This window comes from Sporosarcina sp. Y1009 (assembly GCF_057669865.1).
In genome coordinates this window covers 46,791-66,866 of the sequence record NZ_JBYHFO010000008.1, presented here as the reverse complement: position 1 = coordinate 66,866, position 20,076 = coordinate 46,791, and the positions used below count along the sequence as shown (strand labels likewise).

Below are 20,076 nucleotides of genomic sequence, written 5' to 3'. Positions count from 1 at the left end.
CTCGGTAACTCCCCTTTTCACCAAAAATACTCTTCTACATTTCCTTCCTCATAAAATAGCTTAGTCCAGACACTATAAAGAGTACGAAGCTCCTTACTATTACACATCAACTCATTTTCACATTTTTACAGGTACACGTTTTGTCAATTGACGGATGATCCATAACGTTATTCCTGCAAGAACCACAACGCCTGCGATAGCTGGGTATAAGGAGAAATCCAATGATGCAAACATGCCATAGACTGGCAAATCCAATGCAATACTTAGCAATAAATCTTGTGTGTAAACGATGATAAAAGCTAGTGCGATACATAGTAGCCCGACGAGTACCCCGTAACGATAAAATCCAGAACCGATTAACCAGCCAACTATATAATACGTAAAAATATTTAAAGCAAAAATGACAATGGCCAAAAGCCAATTACTTTCTAACTCGACAAAGGGCGTTATTATAATTGACTGGATCAGTTCGCCAATGAAACCGTCATCTGTTTCCACCACTTGTTTTGCAAGTGTGCTCTTTTCTACAATAGGAAGGTTTGTAATTTTCATGATAAAATTTTGAAGGGCATAGATTATACTTGCGACAATTGGAATACTAATCGAAAGACCTGCAGCTGCGATTGCACTACCTTTAAAATAATCTTTTCGTGTGACGCCATTACTTACAAAGTAGGGAAGAAATCCAAGTATAGCGATTATGCCAATGACGAGCATAAAGATATTCGATGATACAAAAACGGTATCAAAATAGTTTCCAATATCAATTTTGTCGTTCATGTTAAGAAATGGAATCATAGCAAGTATGGGCTTCGCAATCTGAATTAATAAAAGAATTCCTAAAAAACTAAGGGCCCAAATTAATTGAACGATGTACAAATCCACAGCAACTTTAGGATAAATCGCTTTTGCTTTCATTGTCGTTTCCCTCCTCTGTCAAATGGATAAACAAATCCTGTAGAGAAATAGGTCCGATTTCTAGTCCCTTTAATTGGGCAGTTTTCCGCTGTGTAGCACTAACTTCCCCGTACACCATGGCTGATTTTATAGGACCTAATTGTTGGACATTTAAGACTTTCATAGACTGAATAAATTCGTCAACGTCATTTGCCTCGCCCATAATGGATGCGCCTTTCGCAAGAACCGACTCATAGTCATCTTGAAGAATCATCTTGCCTTCATGCAATATAAGGATTTCTTCGAAGAGATAATCCATTTCAGATACGAGATGCGTTGAGATAATCATGATTCTTGGATGTTTCGCTTGATCTGCTAATAATTCTTGATAGAAAATTTCCCTTGTAGGGGCATCCATTCCAAGATACGCCTCGTCGAAAATGGTAATAGGTGCTCGACTTGCTAAACCGATTATGACATTCAATGCAGATTGCATACCATTTGAAAGATCTTTTATTTTCTTATCTAATGGCAGCTTAAATTTTCGAATTAGATGTTGTGCATACTCCATATCAAAATAGGGGCGGTATCTTTCAGTCCCTTTTAGTATTTCTTTCACATTGTCCGATTCGTCCTTATAGTCTTTATTGTAAATAAAGATTACGTGCTGCATCGCATGCGCATTTTCAAAGACTGTTTCTCCGCCAATGGTCAAAGAACCCCCTGTTTGTTCACGAAATGAAGCCATTATAGAGAGTAGTGAGGTTTTACCTGCACCATTTCTACCCAGCAGTCCATACACTTTCTTCTCGTCACAGCGGAATGATATCTGTTGCAACGCCTCGTGATTGCCATAATTCAAACTTAGGTTCGTTACGTTTATTTCCATAATCATGCTTTCTCACTTCCCTTTACATTTTTAATGTGCTTAACTATTTCATCTTCAGTAATTCCTAATTTCTCTGCCTCTACTACTAATTGGACAATATAGTCATCTATAAATGCGTCTTTTCGTTTTTGGATGAGTGTATTTCTCGCTCCTTCAGCAACGAACATTCCAATCCCCCGTTTCTTGTAAAGAATTCCCTCATCTACTAACTGATTGACTCCTTTTGAAACTGTAGCGTGATTGATTTTATAAAAACTAACAAGTTGATTTGTGGAAGGTGCCTGATCTCCTTCTTTTAATTGATTGTTTACAATTTGATCTTCAATTTTTTCACGAATTTGTATATAGATTGGTTTGTCATGCTCAAGATTGCTCAAAAGAATCACCACCTTTATTTAAGTTCTAACTGTCATGGTTATATACTTATGTATATAACCATATAAGTTATTTGATTAGCTGTCAACTGTTATTATTAGAAATTAAGGTTTGAAAAGAACAAATAAAGCCATCCGATATTTTAGTATCGAATGACCTTAAATGGCGTATAAACCTAATCTATTAATCTTGTTCCGGTATAGTTAGTTATTTAAAAATACATCCTGTTCCTTACTAACATCCGCCGCCATATGACAGCCAATATATGCTGAGAACACCATCAACATAGCACTGATAGGCAGAACGTAAAAGGTTCTCATTAAAACAGCTGAAGTCATATCTACTCCGTAAAAAACAAAAGCCAAGTGGACCGTTGTAAATAATACCGCAAAAAATACACCAGCAAATAAGATTGCCTGCAAACGGTTTGATGACTTGAAAAGACTTCCCAGGACAAACGGCACAGCACAAAGTAACGCTAAATAGACGTAATTTAGATCCAGAAGCCCGTCGTTCATTAGATAATTCCCCATTAACAACCGATTCATTAATGCTGTCACGTACACTAGGATGAATGTGCCGATTATACTTCCAAACACTAAAAGAACTCTTGGTTGTTGCAATTTGACATCCTTTCTCATTTTATTTTGAAAACCTAACACTAACCAGTTTATGCCTGTCCATTGCATCATTATGACGGAGTCTAAATTTCCACTAAAAAAATCCTGGTAAACAAGCGCAAAATGGCTTTTACCAGGATTTCATACGTTTTTTTATTTTGAATCGACTCTTACACGATCTGTTTCCTGTAATTCCTTGAGAGAGGCTGCTCCTATACCAAACATGGCCATACGAAGTTCTAACTCTCTAGTTTCCATGACTTCCAGAACATCTTCAATTGACTGGGTTGCTTCTTTTAAGATTGAACGACCTACGCCGACCATATCGCCGCCTAATGCAATCGCTTTAGCCGCATCTACACCCGTTCTAACCCCACCACTTGCTACGATGGGCTGCTTTTCTATATGATCCCGTACAGAAGTGATACAGTCTACCGTAGGAATGCCCCATTCACTGAAAGCATCGGCAGCATTTCTTTTCACTGCGATAGATGAACGGAATTTCTCAACTTGACTCCAAGAAGTCCCACCTGCACCTGCTACATCGATAAAGGAGATACCTACATCACATAATTTTTTAGCTGTCGCACCATCGATTCCCCAGCCGACTTCTTTCACCCCGACAGGAACTCCGATTTCACGACATAATTGTTCGATCTTTAACAATAAGTTTTTGAAATTAGTATTACCTTCAGGCTGAATGACCTCTTGAATACTGTTTAAATGTAAAACTAAGGCATTTGATTCGGTCATATCGATAATTCGTCTGCATTCATCCGTTCCAAATCCATAATTAAACTGCACTGCACCTAGATTTGCGATGATCGGAATTGAAGGTGCATATTTTCTTAATTGAAAGGAGGAACGATACTTTTCGCTCTCTATTAATGCACGAGTTGAGCCTAAAGCCAATGCCCAACCTCTTTCTTCTGCTGCTTCAGCTAAGTTTCGGTTAATCGATTCAGCAAACTCTGCGCCGCCGGTCATTGAACTAATTAAAAATGGTGTTTTGATTTCGTGCTCTAAAAAATTAGTTTGGATAGATATTTCTTTAAAATCTATTTCAGGTAAGGCATTATGGAGAAAATGGACACGTTCAAATCCAGTTGAAATTGAATTTCCTGTGACTTTTTCTTCTAATGCGATTTGTATATGCTCTGATTTTCTTTTATCAATAGAACTAGTCATTTGATTGAACCCCTTTGCTTTTTAGTTAGACAATGAATCCTGGCTTAACGCACCCTGTTTAGATACTTGGACTCGTAAAGGTAAAATACCTTCCGCGTCCCACTCATCAAACAATCGTTCTGCATCCATTTCTGTTTGGACAAATGCAATTCCACAGTCTCCGCCGCCTGCACCGGATGTTTTGCCACTTCCGTACTTATTTGCTTTTTGAATTAACTTCTTAAGTTTTGGTGTTTCAATATTAACTTCTGCTGAATCACTTAACAGTTTAATCGCTTCACGATTTTGTGTAAGACTAGATATCGCAGAAGAACTGTCGTTAGCTTTAAAACTTTTGAGAATACTATCCACTGCTTGGTCACTTCGTTCGATGAATTCTATATATTCAACAGGTCGACTGTTTCGTAAATTTTTAATTTTAGTAACCATAGGTGCCGTTGCCGCCACATTTCCTGTCCATCCTACACAAAGGATAAGATTGTCAGGTGGGTGAATTGGCTCAATAAAGAGATTCGGCCAACACTTTTTGAGGATTGATTGGATAGGTGTTTCATTTTTTAATTCCTGTATAAGCCATGACGACTCAAAAGCGGCATATTGTATCCATCCGCCATATGTAGAAGCTGCAATATCTGCACATGAACCATTTCCTTGCGTCTTGAAATGGGCAATCGCTGAAAGTTTATAGATCAACTCTTTTGTCGGTCTAACTTTTTCACATTCATAAAATTTAAACATCGATGTGATTGTTGAAACGACGACTGCTGCACTAGATCCTAAGCCGTATTTTTTTCCTGAAGAATCATCTAGTTCACTTGTAATGGTTAAGGAAAATGGGCGGAGATGAATTGAGTTTTCGGTTAGATATAAATTAAACGTATTGATAGCGTTTCGGATAAATGTCAGTTTAGAATCCGAATTACTAAATTCCACCTCATGATCGGTTATCTCCCATGTAACTAAGTTTATATCTAATTGTGGGAGCGACAGAAGGTTTTGGTGATTTTTTTTGATTTCTGCACTCATATATCGATTGACAGCAACGACGATTGCTTTTCGATCGGGTTCAAGTACAGAATATTCTCCAGCAATCATCAGTTTACCTGGCACTTTTATATGATGTACGTTGGTATTCATTTTTAACAACACGTCTTTCTTTTAGTCTGAGGTAAATAAGTGATTCCTGGCCCCGGATGACATGTATACACGTCTTGTACAGTAGAAACTGTTTGTAATACTTCCCGTACGTACTCTTCGTCTTTGGGTTGACAGAGCACTTTAACATTCGGACCTGCATCAATCGTAAAATACGCTGGAATTCCTGATTCTCTCAATTCTTGTACCTTTTCCATTACGTCAAAGGTTGCGCTTTGCCAATACATAAATGGTGGATTTGCACCTAATGTTGTGGCATGCATTTTCATAGCATTTCTTTCAAGAACATCACCAAGCATTTCGAAATCACGTAAATCTATTGCGTGTTTTGCCACTGCTAAGTCTTCATCAATTGTGTCTAACCAACCTTGATAAAATGGCGATGTTTCAACAGATCTTCTCATTCCTTCACGACTTAAAACCTTTTTCTGTTTCGGTTCCAGAAGGACAGATAATATCGATAAATCCCATTCTTGTTCTTCTAATATTTGTTCAGCATAAGAGTCGGACCCGTCCTCTTGAACGCCTTTATTCCATTCAACATAACCGCCGTATATTGATCGGCATGCAGATCCTGATCCCTGACGTGCGATTTTAGAAAGTCCTTTTTCGTCGATATCCATACCTAATGCTTTCGTTGCGGCTGCTGCTAGTGCTGCGAAACCAGATGCTGATGAAGCAAAACCCGCTGCCGTCGGTACTTCGTTCGTTGAATCGACAACTGCAAATTTACTTTCCCCAGACATATTTCGAATGAGATTGAGTAATCCGCTGATTTTTTTCGTTTCTTCTTCATTTGCCAATTCATTATTTAAGTAAAACTTATCCGCTGTTAGACATTCACAAAACTGGACAGACGTGATTGTATAAAACTGATCCAGTGTAATAGAAAGACTATTATTCATCGGTAAAAACAATTCTTCATCACGTTTACCCCAATATTTAATGAGGGCAATATTTGTATGTGCTTTCGCCGTAGCTTCCAAGTTAACACTCCTTTCAAAAAGTAAGATTATTTATCATTCAAATTTTCTCCAACTTGAAAACTCCAAGTTTGACTAGCGCCTTCAGCAAGGAGCACCTTTTCAAGTTCAATAACATGCTGGTCATCTTTTGCTAGTATAAGTATACATCCGCCTCGTCCACCACCTGTTAACTTCGCGCCAAGCGCACCAGCTCTTCTTGCAACGGCGACAAGGTGATCTATCTGTTCATCACTAACCCCTAGAGTCGTTAACTCACGTTGGGCAATGTCAAGCGTTTCTCCAAGCAAATGTAAATCCCCATGAATTATTGCCTTTTTAGCTTTAACAGTATTTTCTTCGATCAAATCAATTGATTGTTCAGTCGTAAGTGGATCGCGGACGTACATGTCTTTAATACTTTTAACAGCACCAAATGTATTTCCGATACGGCCAGTATCCGCAACGACTATATAAAATGGACCACCAATTTGTAATGTAGTGATTTCACCTCCATGTTGGAACCAAATCGGATAATCATTTGCAGATGCCGCAGCGTCAATTCCACTTGGATTGCCATGTGCATATGTCTCGGATATGTGCACAAGTTCTTTCAGTTTTTCGTTACTTAATACTTGTCCAAAGAATTGGTATAACCCTCTTACAATTGCGATGGCAATTGCAGCGCTGGAACCTAATCCTCGACCTAGCGGAATTGTTGAACTCAACTGGATACTAAGGCCATTTGGTCTTTCTCCCAAACAGGTTAATGCTTCATCTATACAAATTGCGATCCCTTTCATATTGTTAGGCATCTCTCGATAGGAACCGTTATAGTATGGTGATTCAAATAATATCGTATTTGCATCTTGGACGGTTTCGATTGTAGCGCGTGCTTCAATAGCTGGGAATGGAAGCGCAATGGCGGGCTTACCATATACAACAGCATGCTCGCCTATCAATATCAATTTACTATGAGCAGTACCAACTGCAGTTTTACGAGGTATGGCAACCATAGAGTTACCTCACTTTCTAAATTCGAATATATTTTTTAAGTAAAAAACATCATCTTTTATTATATAGGTTTTATGAATCTAATCAATTTCTTCACGTTAATTAACTTGCACCGGCTACGTTCTTCTACCTGTAATCATAACCCCTTTAGGCTTCAATACATAGAATAGACTATCATTTGATTGGAAGGGAGGATTTATTTGCACTACCTTTATTATTCAAATTCGATTTCGCAAACTTCTTCTGAAACCACTAATCTATCACAGTTCCCTCACATATTACGACAACCACAAGTTAACGTGGATTCAAATCTATTTCCGCCTGTCGATACTAAACTACTAATAAATTCAGCAAAAAACTTTCAAAAACTTTTGAAGGAAGCTGATAAATTAGTTGAGGAAATTATTACTTCTTCAACGTTTTCTGATGAACTGATGAATGAAGCGCAGCTATCTAATGCCACAAAAGTAGATAAGATGATAAAATCTACTGGAATCACAGTGAATGTTGAAACCACATTTACTCCGGCCGGAATTCATATTAGATTAGATAACGGTGAAGTTCAAGGGAAATGTTGTCAATTGACTATGTTGCTTCATTGGTAAAGAAAGCCATATGACTTAAAATCTTTGTAACTAACTTGTGAAGGGCGGAGTAAATTGCAAATTCATATAGTGAAAAACGGTGAATCATTATGGGGCCTCGCCCAACAATATCGCATTCGTGTAGACCGAATGATTGAAATAAACCATTTGGCAATACCTGACAAAATCATTGTAGGTCAGGCACTCCTCATACCGACACCAAGTTCTGTGACTAAAAAACCTGTTATTGATGTAAATGCTTATATCCATAACATATTGGAAACTGGTTCGAAGGAAATTTATCGTGTAGGTAAGAATTTGACGTATTTGATGCCTTTCGCATACCGCATAACAGAAGAAGGTGGACTTGCTCAAATTGACGATAAAGCGATAATTCAAAAGGCAATAGTAGAGAGCACTCTCCCTGTGCTATGCCTAACCAACTTTAGTGCAAATGAAGCAGGTTCAGACTTAGCTCATACCATTCTAACCAATCATGAAATACAAGAAGTGCTATTTTCAAACATCATCAATATTATGAGTAGAAAAGGATACCGAGGTATTCATATTGATTTTGAATGTGTATTTCCAGATGACCGAGTGCTTTACAACAAATTTTTACAACATGCAGTAGATCGTTTACACCCAGTTGGTTTTTTTGTTTCAACAGCACTCGCACCCAAAGTGAGTGCTGGTCAAAAAGGATTATTGTATGAGGCTCATGATTATGGAGCGCATGGAAAAATTTCTGATTTTGTCACATTGATGACTTACGAATGGGGCGATAGAAATGGCCCGCCTCAAGCGATATCACCAATCGACGAAATACAACGCGTACTGGATTATGCAATTACGGCAATACCGAAAGATAAAATTTTCTTGGGTTTTCAATTATATGCACGTGACTGGACTCTCCCTCATGTTTTAGGGATACCAGCTGAAACCTATAGTCAACAAGAAGCTGTCAAACGTGCAATTCAACATAATGCAATCATCCAATATGATGAAACTTCACAGTCCCCATACTTTCAATACACTGATGACCAAGGAAATACACATGAAGTATGGTTTGAAGATGCTCGCAGTGCACAAGCTAAATTTGATTTGGTCAAAAAATATAATTTGCGCGGCATTAGTTACTGGATACTTGGCTATCCTTATCCTCAAAATTGGGCATTGCTTGAAGACAACTTCAACATTAGAAAGAAAATGTAATAGACAAACCGACTTCACTATTTAAGCAAAAGAAAGGACAATGCTTTTACGTGTGATAGAAGAATCTTTATCTGCTATCTCTTTTCCCTTTGAAAACCAACCACAAACAAACAAAAATGATAAATGCAAAGAGTTCAAGTGATAATATATACCAAGGATAGGGGCCTAAAAAATCAAGTACACTTCCGTTTATTGGTTTCATCCGTAAAAACATATAATTCCCCTTAAATTGCCTGTTAACGAAAAAAATAAATGGAAGTATTAAATTTAGAACAATCATGGTTTGGATAATCCCTCTAAATGTTGGTCTATAGCCTTTAATCCAAGTAAAATACAATGCTGTAGCTATAATTCCAAAATGCGTATAGAAAAAATGGAAGTATCTAAAATGCGGAAATCCCACATCCAGAACGGGTGTTCCGATTGCTTGTATAGCCCCTCCTATGCCTGCAAAAAAGACAAAGGGATAAAGATGCTTATTTCCAGTCCAAAGCAGTACAATCGTTACCAGTAAGCTTAAACTACATAATTCTAGTGGCAAAGAATCAGCTAAATGCCAACGATTTGTACTGATCATCCAAATATGATAAAACAAGTCCATAGTAAATAAAGATGCAGCGAAAAGTCGTTCCGCTATATACAGATTCAATTTTGGTTTTTTAAAGTAAGTCCTAAACCAAAATAACAAAAAGAATAAGATGAACATGAGGACAACTGCCACGATATGTTCAGTTGAAAACATCACAAATATAGGTCTGCTCTCAGTCACAAGTATCCACTCGATTCTATTGGCGTTTGAATTAATTTTGGATTTTAACAAATCATCCGATTAAATGTCCATTCTTACAGGTGAAATTACTTGCACCTTGCAAATTACTAGCTGATAAAACGATTGCAATATGCAAGTATGTATTGGCGTCCTATACTTGCAAAATACAAGTTACACTTACTATTATCATTCATTTAATTTTTTATTAAATGTATCAAGGGATCGAATCACTGTATCTCGCTCAAAATCATTCATCAAAGCTAGAACTTTTGACAGTTTTTCATCAATAGAATCATTGATGCGTTTTATCAGTTTTACGCCTTCGTCAGTTAACGATAATAGATTGATTCTCCGGTCATCTTCAAATGGAGTCTTTATGACGTAATTCTTCTGTTCTAACGTTCCTATTTGTCTTGAGAATGTTGTGACATCTATTCCAACAGCTTCCGCAACTCTCCTCATTGATGGATTTGACTGCGTGGATATCTCGTACATAATGGTACTTTGTACGACAGAGACATCTGTACTACTGTCTTTTTGAATATGACGTATTTGCTTTGACAGCGAGTAAAAAATAGGTAATATATCTGTCATTTGAAAAAAACCTCCCAATAAGTATATTCTTTACGATTTGAAAAAACGCACCAGACATTATTGGCGCGTCAATTTCTAAGTTTTTATTATTCAATTTCTTCATAATGGAAGCGGCTATCTCCCGCATGTTCATTATAACGTGTTTTGTACAATTTAAATAAGTGAGTGATAATTACTTTAAGCAACGCGTAACCAGGAATACCAAGTACAACGCCTGCTACACCAAAAAGTGAGCCTGCCGTTAAAAGAACAAAAATAATCGTAATCGGATGTATATGAAGTGATTTACCCATGATTTGTGGTGATATAAATTTTCCATCTATTAACTGAACAATCGTCCAAACTACTGCAAGTTTAATAATCATAAAAGGCGATGTTACAATCGCTATAATAACTGCAGGTGTAATAGCGATTAACGGACCTAAATATGGCACGACGCTCGTAAACATCGCAAGAACACCGAGTAATAGTACGTAATCCATTCCTATTATGAAAAACCCAATAGAAACCATAATTCCAATACAAATAGCGACTAAAATTTGCCCTTGAATATAAGAACTAATTTGATGATCTGCATCACGAACGATAATTTTTGCATCAGCACGCATACGAGGCGGCAACATTTTAATAAACATTTCCGGTAATTTTTCCCCATCTTTTAACAAATAAAACAAAATAAATGGAACTGTGACAATTGCTAAGACGAAACCTGTTAACGCACTGACAAAAGAGGAAAGCCCCATCGCAATACCACCAACCGTATCTGTTACGAGTTTCCCTATGTTATCTGGCGCGGATTCGACTAACGTAAGCGCATTAATATCTAAGGATTCATAATAAGATGAAACGATAGATGATCGGAAAAATGCATCTATATTGAGCACAACTTGTTTAAAATACGTCGGAAAAGCTCCTAAAAGATTATTGAATTGCATATTTAATCTCGGATAGACAAGAAAAACAAGGAGCGTAATAAGACCAGCTACACCTAAAAAAATAATTAAAATACCCCAAGCACGCGGAATACGAATCTTTTCCAAAAGACGTAAAATTGGACGTAGGAGATAATAGCCGATAGTCGCTAATATGATCGGTAACACAACCGTTGAAGTAAATACCTTAATCGGATAAAAAACAAACGAAACTTCTTTAAAAATCACGATGATTAACCCAATGAGTAAAATTGAAATTAAAACAAATAACGTATTTTTCCCACCAAGAAATTGAATAATATTCAGTTTTTTATTTTCTACATTCTGATTCCGTTCTGTTCCCGACGGCTGTGGGGATTCTTTCAAGTTATTCCCTCATTTCAAATCGATTAGTTTAATCTAATTTTATATTTAAAAAATTAGCTATTGCTTCTTTATTTTTTTCGGGATCTAATTCAATGACGGATCCTGCATGGCTATAAGTATTAAATGAATAGGAATCTGCAATTGGTACAGTCATTGTTTCAATAGCTGCCCCACCCTTAATAGCAAATGAAAGCACACGTGTAATTTCATCTTTGCTCGTTAAGTCTGTTTGAATGTAGTTAGATAACGCACCAATTGTCTTAGGAATGTTTAGAAGAACTTTCGGTGAAAAAGCTTCGTTTTTGATTGATGAGAGTACTTCTTGTTGTCTTCCAACTCTTCCGAAGTCCCCTTCTGAATCAGCCCGAAATCGTGCATAGCCTAATAATTCTTTTCCATTTAATTGTTTTTTTCCTTTTTCTAAAGTAACACCAATTTCTTTGGACATTTCTTTTTTCACATCAATCTCTACACCATCTGGGAATGCAATATCAACAATCGATTCAAAGTTATCGAAATCGATAATTGCGTAATGGTGAATCGGTATACCGAACATACCAGTAATGGTATCTTTCGCAAGTTGTACCCCACCTAAATAATAGGCTGTGTTTAGCTTGTACGATTTAAAACCAGGTATTACAGCATAGATGTCTCGCATTAACGATACGATGCGTACGGTTCCTTCGCTTTTATTCCACGATAAGACCATCATTGTATCTGACCTTGATTTTCCGCTGCCATCATTGTCAATCCCTAATAATAAATAGTTTTCTATCGATGTATAATTAGGATGTATACTATCCCCTTTAAATGAGCCAGGATCAATTGGATTACCATTTGATAAAGACTTTCCAGCATTATATTGGAAGATTGAATAGACGCCAACTAGTACAAAAAGGAACAATAGAAAGGTAAAAAGCACTCTACCGATACGAAGTTTTCTTTTTCGAGTTCTTCTTGCCATGATGATATCTTCGTGTTTTTCCACTAAAATTCCTCCAAAATATATTCTTACTTATTGAGACGTTTAAGAGTTTCTATGGTTGCATATAATCTCTTTAATCATATCATGATTGTTTTATTTATTATAACATTATTCATATTTCTAAGTCTTATTTAGCACCGTGTCATTCCCCCATCTCACCCAGTTTTTCTGAACATATACTACAAATAGATTTATCGAGAAAGGTGGTGTTCTTTATGGGATATGAACGTGATCGAGGCGCAGGCTCCTCTTTTGCTTTAATAGTAGTACTTTTCATCCTTTTAATTATTATTGGTGCTAGTTACATTTATTAAGAGGTCGAAAAAATTACAATGAATTCGCTCAGGAGCCCCCTCATGAAATGGAGATAGGAGCGCTTAATCCGCGCTCTTTTATCATTGATTTGCTATAATTATTCTATTGAATGGTGAGAGGTGTCGATATTGTTGGCGAATAATGACTTTGAAAAAGTGGCGTTTGCAGGTGGCTGCTTTTGGTGTATGGTAAAACCCTTTAAAGAATGGGATGGCATTGAAGACGTAGTGTCCGGTTATATGGGTGGACATGTTGAGAATCCTACATACGAAGATGTGAAGAGCGGTGACTCTGGACATTTGGAAGTCGTAGAAATTACATATGATCCAATACAATTCTCGTTTGAAAAGTTACTTGAAGTTTTTTGGCAACAAATTGATCCAACTGATCCCGACGGACAATTTCATGATCGTGGGCATTCTTACTCGACTGCTATTTTTTATTATACCGATGCGCAACGACAAATTGCCGAACAATCAAAAGCAGATTTAGCGGCAAGTGGCATTTTCAACAAACCAATTGTCACTCCAATTCGTCCTGTTGAAACATTTTACCGTGCAGAAGAATACCATCAAGATTATTACGAAAAAGAAAAAGAACATTATGAAGAAGACCGAGCGCGTTCAGGTCGCGATAAGTTTATCAAAAATCATTGGTCCTGAAATGAGAAATAAGCATGGAAATTTACAAGTTAAATTTCTATGCTTATTTTTATTTTACATGATTACTTTTTCGTTTTTATTTCCTATCAAAAATGTCAGCGCAATCATGCTTAAATACATCGCTAGTAATATCAGGAATGTATAAGTATGATTATTCGTCCAATCAAAGACAAATGCGATAAGGAGTGGTAGCAGCCCACCTATGATAAAGCCACCTGTTTGCATCATGGCCGTCCAAGAATTCGTTTCATCAGCAGTCTCAGTTTCATCTAGCGGCAATAACAAAGCCACAGGAAATAGCCCACCAAGTGGAATTCCCATTATGACTGCCCCAACCCACATCAGTGGATGGACCCCCGTCCAAAATAAGACTGTTGCCACTATACCAGAAATCAACATCAAGTTAATCCAAAATTTGCGTGCTGGAAATCTCTCCATGATCAGTGGAAGTAGTATATTTAAAAATATTTGTATCGTTGTCATAACACTAAGTAAAGTTCCAGCCTGTAGTAAAGTCATTCCAGCACCTAATGCTATCGGTGCGAGCCATGTAATAATCGAAAAAAACAATGCGGATTGTAAACCGAAAAACAATAAAAACAACCATGCCTTCCGAATCTTCCAAGGTGACTTCGTTTTTTCTTTTGTATATATAATAGTGGGATCATTTTGACGTACTTCCAATTTTTGTTTCATCATAAAAAACCAAGAAATTAATCCGATAAGTGCTAGTACTCCCCAGATACTCAGCGCGAATAGATGTGAACTAGTCGCTTCATAAAACAGCCCCGTCAATCCCGCACTCGCTGCAGAGCCCACGCCCATTCCAAAAGAGTAAACACCGATAACTGCAGCTGCACGGTCAGGAAAATATTGTTTGATCATTGCTGACAGAAGTGGACCAATGACTGCAATTGATACCCCTATAATAAATGCTGTGCCAATGAGAACTGGAAACCCAGCAACAAAACCTCGAATCCCAGTCATAATCCCAATCGTTATTAACATGACATACATTGTGCGCTTTAAACCGAACTTGCGATTAAATATTGGTGCAAACATCGCAAAAACGCCCATACAAACGACAGGCACTGCCGTCAGTAAAGTAACTTGAACATTTGATAACATTAATTGCTCCCTAATTGTTTCAAGCATCGGTCCTATTGAGGTAATTGCTGGACGGAGATTGATTGAGATAGCAAATATTGCAAACAAAATAATGATTAGACGACTTTTCTTTAATTGTGTAGTCAAAAGACATTTTCCTTTCTGTGGAAATAGTAAAATCGAAAAAGAAGACATTAGTCATTCCATTCTCAAACCATTTCATGCTATACTAATAGCATTGAGATTTTTAGGAGGATATGTATGATAGCAGTTAATAATGTGAGTCTTCAATTCGGAGATCGCAAACTCTTTGAAGACGTTAATATACAGTTTAACCCAGGTCATTGTTATGGGCTAATCGGAGCGAATGGTGCGGGTAAATCCACATTCATTAAAGTATTGTCAGGTGAACTCGATCCACAATCAGGAAACGTTATTATGAATCCTGATGAACGTCTAGCAATTCTAAAACAAAACCATTTTGAATATGAGGAAAACGAAGTCTTAGAAACAGTCATCATGGGACACAAACTCCTCTTTGACATTATGAACGAGAAGAACGCAATTTACATGAAAGAAGACTTTTCAGATGAAGACGGAATGCGTGCTGCTGAACTTGAAGGTGAATTTGCAGATTTAAATGGTTGGGAAGCTGAATCAGAAGCCGCAATTTTACTTCAAGGTCTAGGGATTGGCGAAAATCTTCATCATGTGAAGATGGCAGAACTTACTGGTTCAGATAAGGTGAAAGTTTTACTTGCACAAGCTTTGTTCGGTAAGCCAGACGTCTTACTACTTGATGAGCCTACGAACCATTTAGATATTCAAGCGATTCACTGGTTAGAAGAGTTCTTGATCAACTTTGATAATACAGTCATTGTTGTTTCTCATGACCGTTACTTCTTGAATAATGTCTGTACACAAATAGCAGATTTAGATTTCGGTAAAATTCAAATTTACCCTGGAAACTATGATTTTTGGTACGAATCAAGTCAACTTGCTTCAAAGATGGCTCAAGACCAGAATAAGAAAAAAGAAGAAAAAATTAAAGAACTTGAAGCTTTTATAGCACGATTTAGTGCGAATGCTTCTAAATCTCGACAAGCGACATCGCGTAAGAAAACACTAGACAAAATTGAACTTGACGACATTCGTCCTTCATCTAGACGTTATCCATATGTAAATTTCCAAATGGGACGCGAAATTGGTAACGATGTACTAACTTTAAGTGACCTATCTATAGTTGTTGATGGGAATAAAATGATTGATAATGTATCCTTCAATATCGGCAGAGAAGATAAAGTCATTCTTCTTGGAAATCCACTTGCTAAATCGGCATTATTGGATGTCTTGGCAGAAGAAAAAGAACCAGAAAGCGGCTCTCTTCGATGGGGTGTTACGACAACTCGTGCATACTTCCCTATCGATAACAACAAATACTTCCAAGGTAACGAAAACTCATTGGTTGAATGGCTGCGTCAATATTCTCCAGAAGACCAAACTGAAACTTTCCTTCGTGGATTCCTTGGCCGTATGCTCTTTTCAGGTGAAGAAGTAAATAAAAAACCTTCTGTACTATCGGGTGGCGAAAAAGTTCGCTGTATGTTATCTAAAATGATGTTAACAAGTGCAAACGTTATTCTATTAGATGAACCTACAAACCATCTAGATTTGGAATCCATTCAAGCTTTGAATAATGGGTTAATCGCATTTAAAGGATCTATGGTCTTTACTTCTCATGACCATCAGTTCATTCAAACAATCGCAAACCGTATTATTGAAATTCATGAAGATGGCTCCATTACAGATAAACTAATGACATATAACGAATATTTGGATTGGAAAAAAAGTCAATAATTTATAAAGATTGAATCGTCCTTTTACTATAAAAGGACGATTTTTTTATGATTTAAATGCCATTAACGGTGGTATACTAACTATAAAAAAGGAGTGTTCTACATGACAAAAATCAGGTTATTGTTCATGCTCGGTTGTACACTACTCTTCGTTTTTGGTTGTACACAAAATAGTACCGCTGATCCTCCAGATACTAAATCCAATCAATATCCAACTGAAGAAAAGCCACATAGCGAAGTAGAATATTCAATGATTGACTTCTTTTTACCTGATGAGTCAAGTGCCTATTACGAAGGAGACGGGAATGAATTTGCTGAACTATCAATTGAAGTTACTCATGTGGATCAAAATCATGTCATTGTAGACGAGGACAATGGCGGCGTGGTCTTACGAAAAATCTACCGAATCGATGACGAAAAAATTCAAATTCTATCTCAAAATCCAATCGATAACGAAGAGCCATTACCTTCTATAGAAGTAATCCGTACACTAGCTCCACAAGAGGTATATTTACAGCGACCAATCGAGGTTGGTGCCACATTTAGTCATTGGACAATTACTGAAACCGATGCAATAATTGAAACAGCCTATCAACAATTTGATCAAGTCATTATTATTGAAATGAAAGATAATGATTTTACGAATAGAATGTATTTCGCGAAAAATTATGGTGAAATTAAAAGAGAATCAGTTATGAAAACCGAAGATGATAATGATTTTGTTGTAACATCAACATTGGAAACCGTGAAAAAGTAATAAGAGGCATCCTCCAATTGGAGGACGCCTCTTCTAATACTCAGATTAGACTAATTTTACAACGTTAGCAGCTTGTGGGCCGCGGTCACCTTCAACAACTTCAAATTCAACTTGTTGACCTTCGTCAAGTGATTTGAACCCATCTCCCTCAATAGCTGAGAAGTGTACAAATACGTCGTCTTCGTTTTCAACTTCAATGAAGCCGAAACCTTTTTCTGCGTTAAACCATTTTACTGTACCTTGTTTCATGTTTATACCTCCAAATAATAAATACTATAATATGGAAATTTTCTTGCATAAGAAAAATTCACATATTACAAAAAGTACCGTAAACGCCGATCACTTTTTGTAATATGTGAATACGTTAGTCGGAAATTCTTGTTTTATTATTGTATCTATTATAACATTGTTAAAAAAATTGTCAATTCAAAAAACGAATTATTCTAATTACTGTCTTCATCTACTATATGGTTTCCCCTCAAACAATAAAATAATTCCATGATAAATTTGTAAATCATCACTACATGCCTCGCAGGCCTTTATTTCCTGACCTGACCAAAATGCAAAAAAACAATTCTTTTTCATCGATTCATTTTGATGTTTCATACGTAATTCAGATAAGATTTCTTCAAGATAATGAATCGCATCGAATTCTTCATCAAATGTTCGACGAGAAAGAACCTCTTCTTCCCAACCATCAAACATCCACCACGGTTCAAAATCTGCTTTCATATAAACAACTTCGTACATTTTCTCTTCCCTCCATTTGTGGAGATACAATTTCTATCTTTTCTTCTATATCCAGAATGACTTTAATTTTAGCAAATATAGTACCAATGTCCATTTAATTGCCTATTGATAAATCAAAAGGAATGTGACGAGGACTATTTTAAGGTATAATTATATTGAAACATGAAACTTTTTTGATTGTAAATCGTATAAAAGTATATGAGTAAAGGGGGCCTGAATGTGAGAGAGATCAAAAACTTCTTCATACGACAAACGATAACGGCACCTATTAGCATTGGTACGTGGTTGTATTTACTACTGGGTACCGGTTTAAATATATTTGCAGCCACAGGCCTCGGATTCGCCTTATATTTTGGGAGTACATTCACCATCAAACAAATCCAAATTACATCGATCATTAAACAAGTTGGCCTAAATCGTTCAGAATACAATTATATTACTAACCAAATGACAGCTGCCAAACAAAAATTAAAACGCTTGAATAGCTATTATGGAAAAGTGCGCTCTGTACAAGCATTCAAACAACTTCATGAAATCAATACCATTTCTAGAAGAATTTTAAGTATCGTAAAAGCAAATCCGGATAAGTTTTATTATGTTGAAAACTTCTTTTATGCGCATCTTGATTCGGCAGTTGAGTTAACATCAAAATACGCAATCCTCGTTAACCAACCGCTAAAAGATAAAGAAGTTCAAGTTGCACTTCAAAATACTAGAAATACTTTAGGTGATGTTAACAAGCAATTAGAACAAGATTTAAGAAGCTTGCTTGCAAATGATATGGAAAGACTTCAAATGGAACTCGACTTTGTCGATGTGACTATAAATAAGAACAAGCCAGTGTTAGAAATGAAAGGAGACGACAATAATAATGACAGAAAATAATAATGTTCCAAATAGTGCACCGACTATGGATGATTTACTTGATAATCCATTTGATTTAAATGAACCATTACTCCCAAAAGAAATGCAAACTGAAAACCAACAACAAGGTGAAGTAGCAGTAAAACTAGTAGACCGATTGACACCAGAGGAACGAGAAAAAGCAGTACAATTAGCGAGTCAAATTCCTGTCGGTAATTATGAAGCCATTATTTCTTATGGTGCAAATGCACAGGGAGAACTCTCCCGCTTCTCACATCAAATGCTTGACCATGTTCAAAGTCAGGACATCGGACCCGTTGGAGACGTATTAAAAGAGCTAATGGAAAGACTGGGAGAAATAGATCCAGATGATTTAAGTGACAAAAAACAATCTCCAATCAGTCGACTCTTTGGCCGGGTTTCTAAGTCAATTCAAGAAATGATGACAAAATATCAAAAATTGAGCACGCAAATTGACCGTATTGGTGTTCAGCTTGAACATTCAAAGCGTGGTTTGATTGAAGATGTAAAAATGCTCGACAATTTATACGAGCAGAACAAAACTTATTTCCAAGCACTTAATGTCTATATTGCAGCCGCGGAGATAAAACGAGATGAATTAACATATGAAATCATCCCGAAAATGAGACGTGAAGCAGAATTATCCAATGACCAGATGGCATTTCAAGAAGTTAATGACATGGTACAATTTTTGGATAGACTTGAAAAACGCTTATATGATTTACAGTTATCCCGTCAAATTACGATTCAAAGTGCACCACAAATACGAATGATTCAACAAACGAATCAAACGTTAGCGGAAAAGATTCAATCATCCATCATGACATCTATCCCACTATGGAAAAACCAAATTGCCATTGCACTGACGTTGAATAGACAACGAAAAGCAGTGGAATCTCAAAAATTAGTCACTAAAACAACAAATGACTTATTGGTGAAAAACTCAGAAATGCTGAAAATGAATTCAATTGAAACTGCAAAAGAAAATGAGCGTGGTATCATCGAAATTGATACATTAAAGAAAACGCAGGAGAATCTAATTACAACAATCGAAGAAACTTTACTGATTCAAGCAGACGGCCGTGCGAAACGAAAAGCAGCAGAAATCGAAATTGGCCGTATGGAAGAAGAATTAAAACAACGACTTATCGCAGTGCACGAAAAAACCGAAAATCGCCCCCTCTAAGGGTGATTTTCGG

Annotated in this window: 23 protein-coding genes; 8 read left to right on the top strand and 15 right to left on the bottom strand. The window is 36.7% G+C overall.

The features are described from left to right. Window positions 1–117 precede the first annotated feature (117 nt). The 8 genes from AC25Y1_RS11625 to mvk all read right to left on the bottom strand — a co-directional run bounded on the left by AC25Y1_RS11625 (window position 118) and on the right by mvk (window position 7,102). Window positions 118–918: a hypothetical protein gene (locus AC25Y1_RS11625; protein WP_488148159.1), complete on the bottom strand. Its 801-nt coding sequence runs from the start codon at window positions 916–918 to the stop codon at window positions 118–120. After that, window positions 893–1,792 (bottom strand): ATP-binding cassette domain-containing protein, encoded by a 900-nt coding sequence (locus tag AC25Y1_RS11620; protein ID WP_488148158.1) that lies wholly within the window; start codon window positions 1,790–1,792, stop codon window positions 893–895. Before AC25Y1_RS11620 ends, AC25Y1_RS11625 begins: the two co-directional genes overlap by 26 nt. Continuing rightward, window positions 1,789–2,163, bottom strand: a complete 375-nt coding sequence (locus AC25Y1_RS11615) for a GntR family transcriptional regulator (protein ID WP_488148157.1) — start codon at window positions 2,161–2,163, stop codon at window positions 1,789–1,791. The genes AC25Y1_RS11620 and AC25Y1_RS11615 overlap by 4 nt, the downstream gene beginning before the upstream one ends. Before the next feature lie 201 nt (window positions 2,164–2,364). Further along, window positions 2,365–2,802 (bottom strand): hypothetical protein, encoded by a 438-nt coding sequence (locus tag AC25Y1_RS11610; RefSeq protein ID WP_488148156.1) that lies wholly within the window; start codon window positions 2,800–2,802, stop codon window positions 2,365–2,367. A 132-nt stretch (window positions 2,803–2,934) separates the two neighbouring features. Further along, the gene (gene fni / locus AC25Y1_RS11605) at window positions 2,935–3,969 is read right to left on the bottom strand and encodes a type 2 isopentenyl-diphosphate Delta-isomerase (RefSeq protein WP_488148155.1); all 1,035 of its coding nucleotides are present in this window, start codon (window positions 3,967–3,969) and stop codon (window positions 2,935–2,937) included. Between the two features lie 21 nt (window positions 3,970–3,990). Next, window positions 3,991–5,106, bottom strand: a complete 1,116-nt coding sequence (locus tag AC25Y1_RS11600) for a phosphomevalonate kinase (protein ID WP_488148154.1) — start codon at window positions 5,104–5,106, stop codon at window positions 3,991–3,993. A gap of 2 nt (window positions 5,107–5,108) precedes the next feature. Continuing rightward, entirely contained in the window at window positions 5,109–6,110 is a 1,002-nt protein-coding gene (gene mvaD, locus AC25Y1_RS11595; protein WP_488148153.1) for a diphosphomevalonate decarboxylase, read from the bottom strand. Between the two features lie 26 nt (window positions 6,111–6,136). Next, window positions 6,137–7,102 (bottom strand): mevalonate kinase, encoded by a 966-nt coding sequence (mvk, locus tag AC25Y1_RS11590; RefSeq protein WP_488148152.1) that lies wholly within the window; start codon window positions 7,100–7,102, stop codon window positions 6,137–6,139. A gap of 198 nt (window positions 7,103–7,300) precedes the next feature. On the opposite strand from mvk, the gene AC25Y1_RS11585 reads away from it, so the two are divergent. Both AC25Y1_RS11585 and AC25Y1_RS11580 read left to right on the top strand, forming a co-directional pair. Continuing rightward, on the top strand, window positions 7,301–7,705 hold the full coding sequence (locus AC25Y1_RS11585; protein WP_488148151.1) for a YuzC family spore coat inner layer protein: 405 nt from the start codon (window positions 7,301–7,303) through the stop codon (window positions 7,703–7,705). 54 nt (window positions 7,706–7,759) lie between these two features. After that, the gene (locus AC25Y1_RS11580) at window positions 7,760–8,899 is read left to right on the top strand and encodes a glycoside hydrolase family 18 protein (RefSeq protein WP_488148150.1); all 1,140 of its coding nucleotides are present in this window, start codon (window positions 7,760–7,762) and stop codon (window positions 8,897–8,899) included. Window positions 8,900–8,966: 67 nt separating this feature from the next. On the opposite strand, the gene AC25Y1_RS11575 is transcribed toward AC25Y1_RS11580, so the two are convergent. The 4 genes from AC25Y1_RS11575 to AC25Y1_RS11560 form a co-directional block, all read right to left on the bottom strand. Continuing rightward, the gene (locus AC25Y1_RS11575; RefSeq protein WP_488148149.1) at window positions 8,967–9,719 is read right to left on the bottom strand and encodes a YwaF family protein; all 753 of its coding nucleotides are present in this window, start codon (window positions 9,717–9,719) and stop codon (window positions 8,967–8,969) included. A 135-nt stretch (window positions 9,720–9,854) separates the two neighbouring features. Continuing rightward, complete coding sequence (locus AC25Y1_RS11570) at window positions 9,855–10,262, bottom strand: MarR family winged helix-turn-helix transcriptional regulator (protein ID WP_488148148.1); 408 nt, start codon at window positions 10,260–10,262, stop codon at window positions 9,855–9,857. A gap of 86 nt (window positions 10,263–10,348) precedes the next feature. Next, entirely contained in the window at window positions 10,349–11,500 is a 1,152-nt protein-coding gene (locus AC25Y1_RS11565) for an AI-2E family transporter (RefSeq protein WP_488148243.1), read from the bottom strand. Window positions 11,501–11,588: 88 nt separating this feature from the next. After that, a complete protein-coding gene (locus AC25Y1_RS11560; RefSeq protein ID WP_488148147.1) occupies window positions 11,589–12,548 on the bottom strand; it encodes an LCP family protein in 960 nt (319 codons plus the stop codon). A 212-nt stretch (window positions 12,549–12,760) separates the two neighbouring features. Here AC25Y1_RS11560 and AC25Y1_RS11555 point away from each other — a divergent pair, with 212 nt between their 5' ends. After that, complete coding sequence (locus AC25Y1_RS11555; protein ID WP_488148146.1) at window positions 12,761–12,859, top strand: YjcZ family sporulation protein; 99 nt, start codon at window positions 12,761–12,763, stop codon at window positions 12,857–12,859. 132 nt (window positions 12,860–12,991) lie between these two features. Continuing rightward, the gene (gene msrA / locus AC25Y1_RS11550) at window positions 12,992–13,522 is read left to right on the top strand and encodes a peptide-methionine (S)-S-oxide reductase MsrA (protein ID WP_488148145.1); all 531 of its coding nucleotides are present in this window, start codon (window positions 12,992–12,994) and stop codon (window positions 13,520–13,522) included. 54 nt (window positions 13,523–13,576) lie between these two features. On the opposite strand, the gene AC25Y1_RS11545 is transcribed toward msrA, so the two are convergent. After that, window positions 13,577–14,776 carry an MFS transporter gene (locus tag AC25Y1_RS11545; RefSeq protein ID WP_488148144.1) on the bottom strand — a complete coding sequence of 400 codons (1,200 nt, stop codon included), beginning with the start codon at window positions 14,774–14,776 and terminating at the stop codon, window positions 13,577–13,579. Window positions 14,777–14,890: 114 nt separating this feature from the next. Between AC25Y1_RS11545 and AC25Y1_RS11540 the strand changes: the two genes are divergently transcribed. After that, a complete protein-coding gene (locus AC25Y1_RS11540) occupies window positions 14,891–16,486 on the top strand; it encodes an ABC-F family ATP-binding cassette domain-containing protein (protein WP_488148143.1) in 1,596 nt (531 codons plus the stop codon). 102 nt (window positions 16,487–16,588) lie between these two features. Next, complete coding sequence (locus AC25Y1_RS11535) at window positions 16,589–17,242, top strand: hypothetical protein (RefSeq protein WP_488148142.1); 654 nt, start codon at window positions 16,589–16,591, stop codon at window positions 17,240–17,242. 45 nt (window positions 17,243–17,287) lie between these two features. On the opposite strand, the gene AC25Y1_RS11530 is transcribed toward AC25Y1_RS11535, so the two are convergent. Further along, complete coding sequence (locus AC25Y1_RS11530; protein WP_488148141.1) at window positions 17,288–17,491, bottom strand: cold-shock protein; 204 nt, start codon at window positions 17,489–17,491, stop codon at window positions 17,288–17,290. A 207-nt stretch (window positions 17,492–17,698) separates the two neighbouring features. Beyond that, entirely contained in the window at window positions 17,699–17,992 is a 294-nt protein-coding gene (locus AC25Y1_RS11525) for a DUF1033 family protein (RefSeq protein WP_488148140.1), read from the bottom strand. Between the two features lie 219 nt (window positions 17,993–18,211). On the opposite strand from AC25Y1_RS11525, the gene AC25Y1_RS11520 reads away from it, so the two are divergent. Together AC25Y1_RS11520 and AC25Y1_RS11515 are read left to right on the top strand one after the other, a co-directional pair. Next, the gene (locus tag AC25Y1_RS11520; RefSeq protein ID WP_488148139.1) at window positions 18,212–18,877 is read left to right on the top strand and encodes a 5-bromo-4-chloroindolyl phosphate hydrolysis family protein; all 666 of its coding nucleotides are present in this window, start codon (window positions 18,212–18,214) and stop codon (window positions 18,875–18,877) included. After that, complete coding sequence (locus AC25Y1_RS11515) at window positions 18,864–20,063, top strand: toxic anion resistance protein (RefSeq protein ID WP_488148138.1); 1,200 nt, start codon at window positions 18,864–18,866, stop codon at window positions 20,061–20,063. Before AC25Y1_RS11520 ends, AC25Y1_RS11515 begins: the two co-directional genes overlap by 14 nt. Window positions 20,064–20,076: the final 13 nt, after the last annotated feature.

Bases quoted from the DNA above. Each gene is read 5' to 3' on its own strand.
- AC25Y1_RS11625 (WP_488148159.1), bottom strand. From the start codon at position 918: ATGAAAGCAAAAGCGATTTATCCTAAAGTTGCTGTGGATTTGTACATC.
- AC25Y1_RS11620 (WP_488148158.1), bottom strand. From the start codon at position 1,792: ATGATTATGGAAATAAACGTAACGAACCTAAGTTTGAATTATGGCAAT.
- AC25Y1_RS11610 (WP_488148156.1), bottom strand. From the start codon at position 2,802: ATGAGAAAGGATGTCAAATTGCAACAACCAAGAGTTCTTTTAGTGTTT.
- fni (WP_488148155.1), bottom strand. From the start codon at position 3,969: ATGACTAGTTCTATTGATAAAAGAAAATCAGAGCATATACAAATCGCA.
- AC25Y1_RS11600 (WP_488148154.1), bottom strand. From the start codon at position 5,106: ATGAATACCAACGTACATCATATAAAAGTGCCAGGTAAACTGATGATT.
- mvk (WP_488148152.1), bottom strand. From the start codon at position 7,102: ATGGTTGCCATACCTCGTAAAACTGCAGTTGGTACTGCTCATAGTAAA.
- AC25Y1_RS11570 (WP_488148148.1), bottom strand. From the start codon at position 10,262: ATGACAGATATATTACCTATTTTTTACTCGCTGTCAAAGCAAATACGT.
- AC25Y1_RS11555 (WP_488148146.1), top strand. From the start codon at position 12,761: ATGGGATATGAACGTGATCGAGGCGCAGGCTCCTCTTTTGCTTTAATA.
- AC25Y1_RS11540 (WP_488148143.1), top strand. From the start codon at position 14,891: ATGATAGCAGTTAATAATGTGAGTCTTCAATTCGGAGATCGCAAACTC.
- AC25Y1_RS11535 (WP_488148142.1), top strand. From the start codon at position 16,589: ATGACAAAAATCAGGTTATTGTTCATGCTCGGTTGTACACTACTCTTC.
- AC25Y1_RS11530 (WP_488148141.1), bottom strand. From the start codon at position 17,491: ATGAAACAAGGTACAGTAAAATGGTTTAACGCAGAAAAAGGTTTCGGC.
- AC25Y1_RS11525 (WP_488148140.1), bottom strand. From the start codon at position 17,992: ATGTACGAAGTTGTTTATATGAAAGCAGATTTTGAACCGTGGTGGATG.
- AC25Y1_RS11515 (WP_488148138.1), top strand. From the start codon at position 18,864: ATGACAGAAAATAATAATGTTCCAAATAGTGCACCGACTATGGATGAT.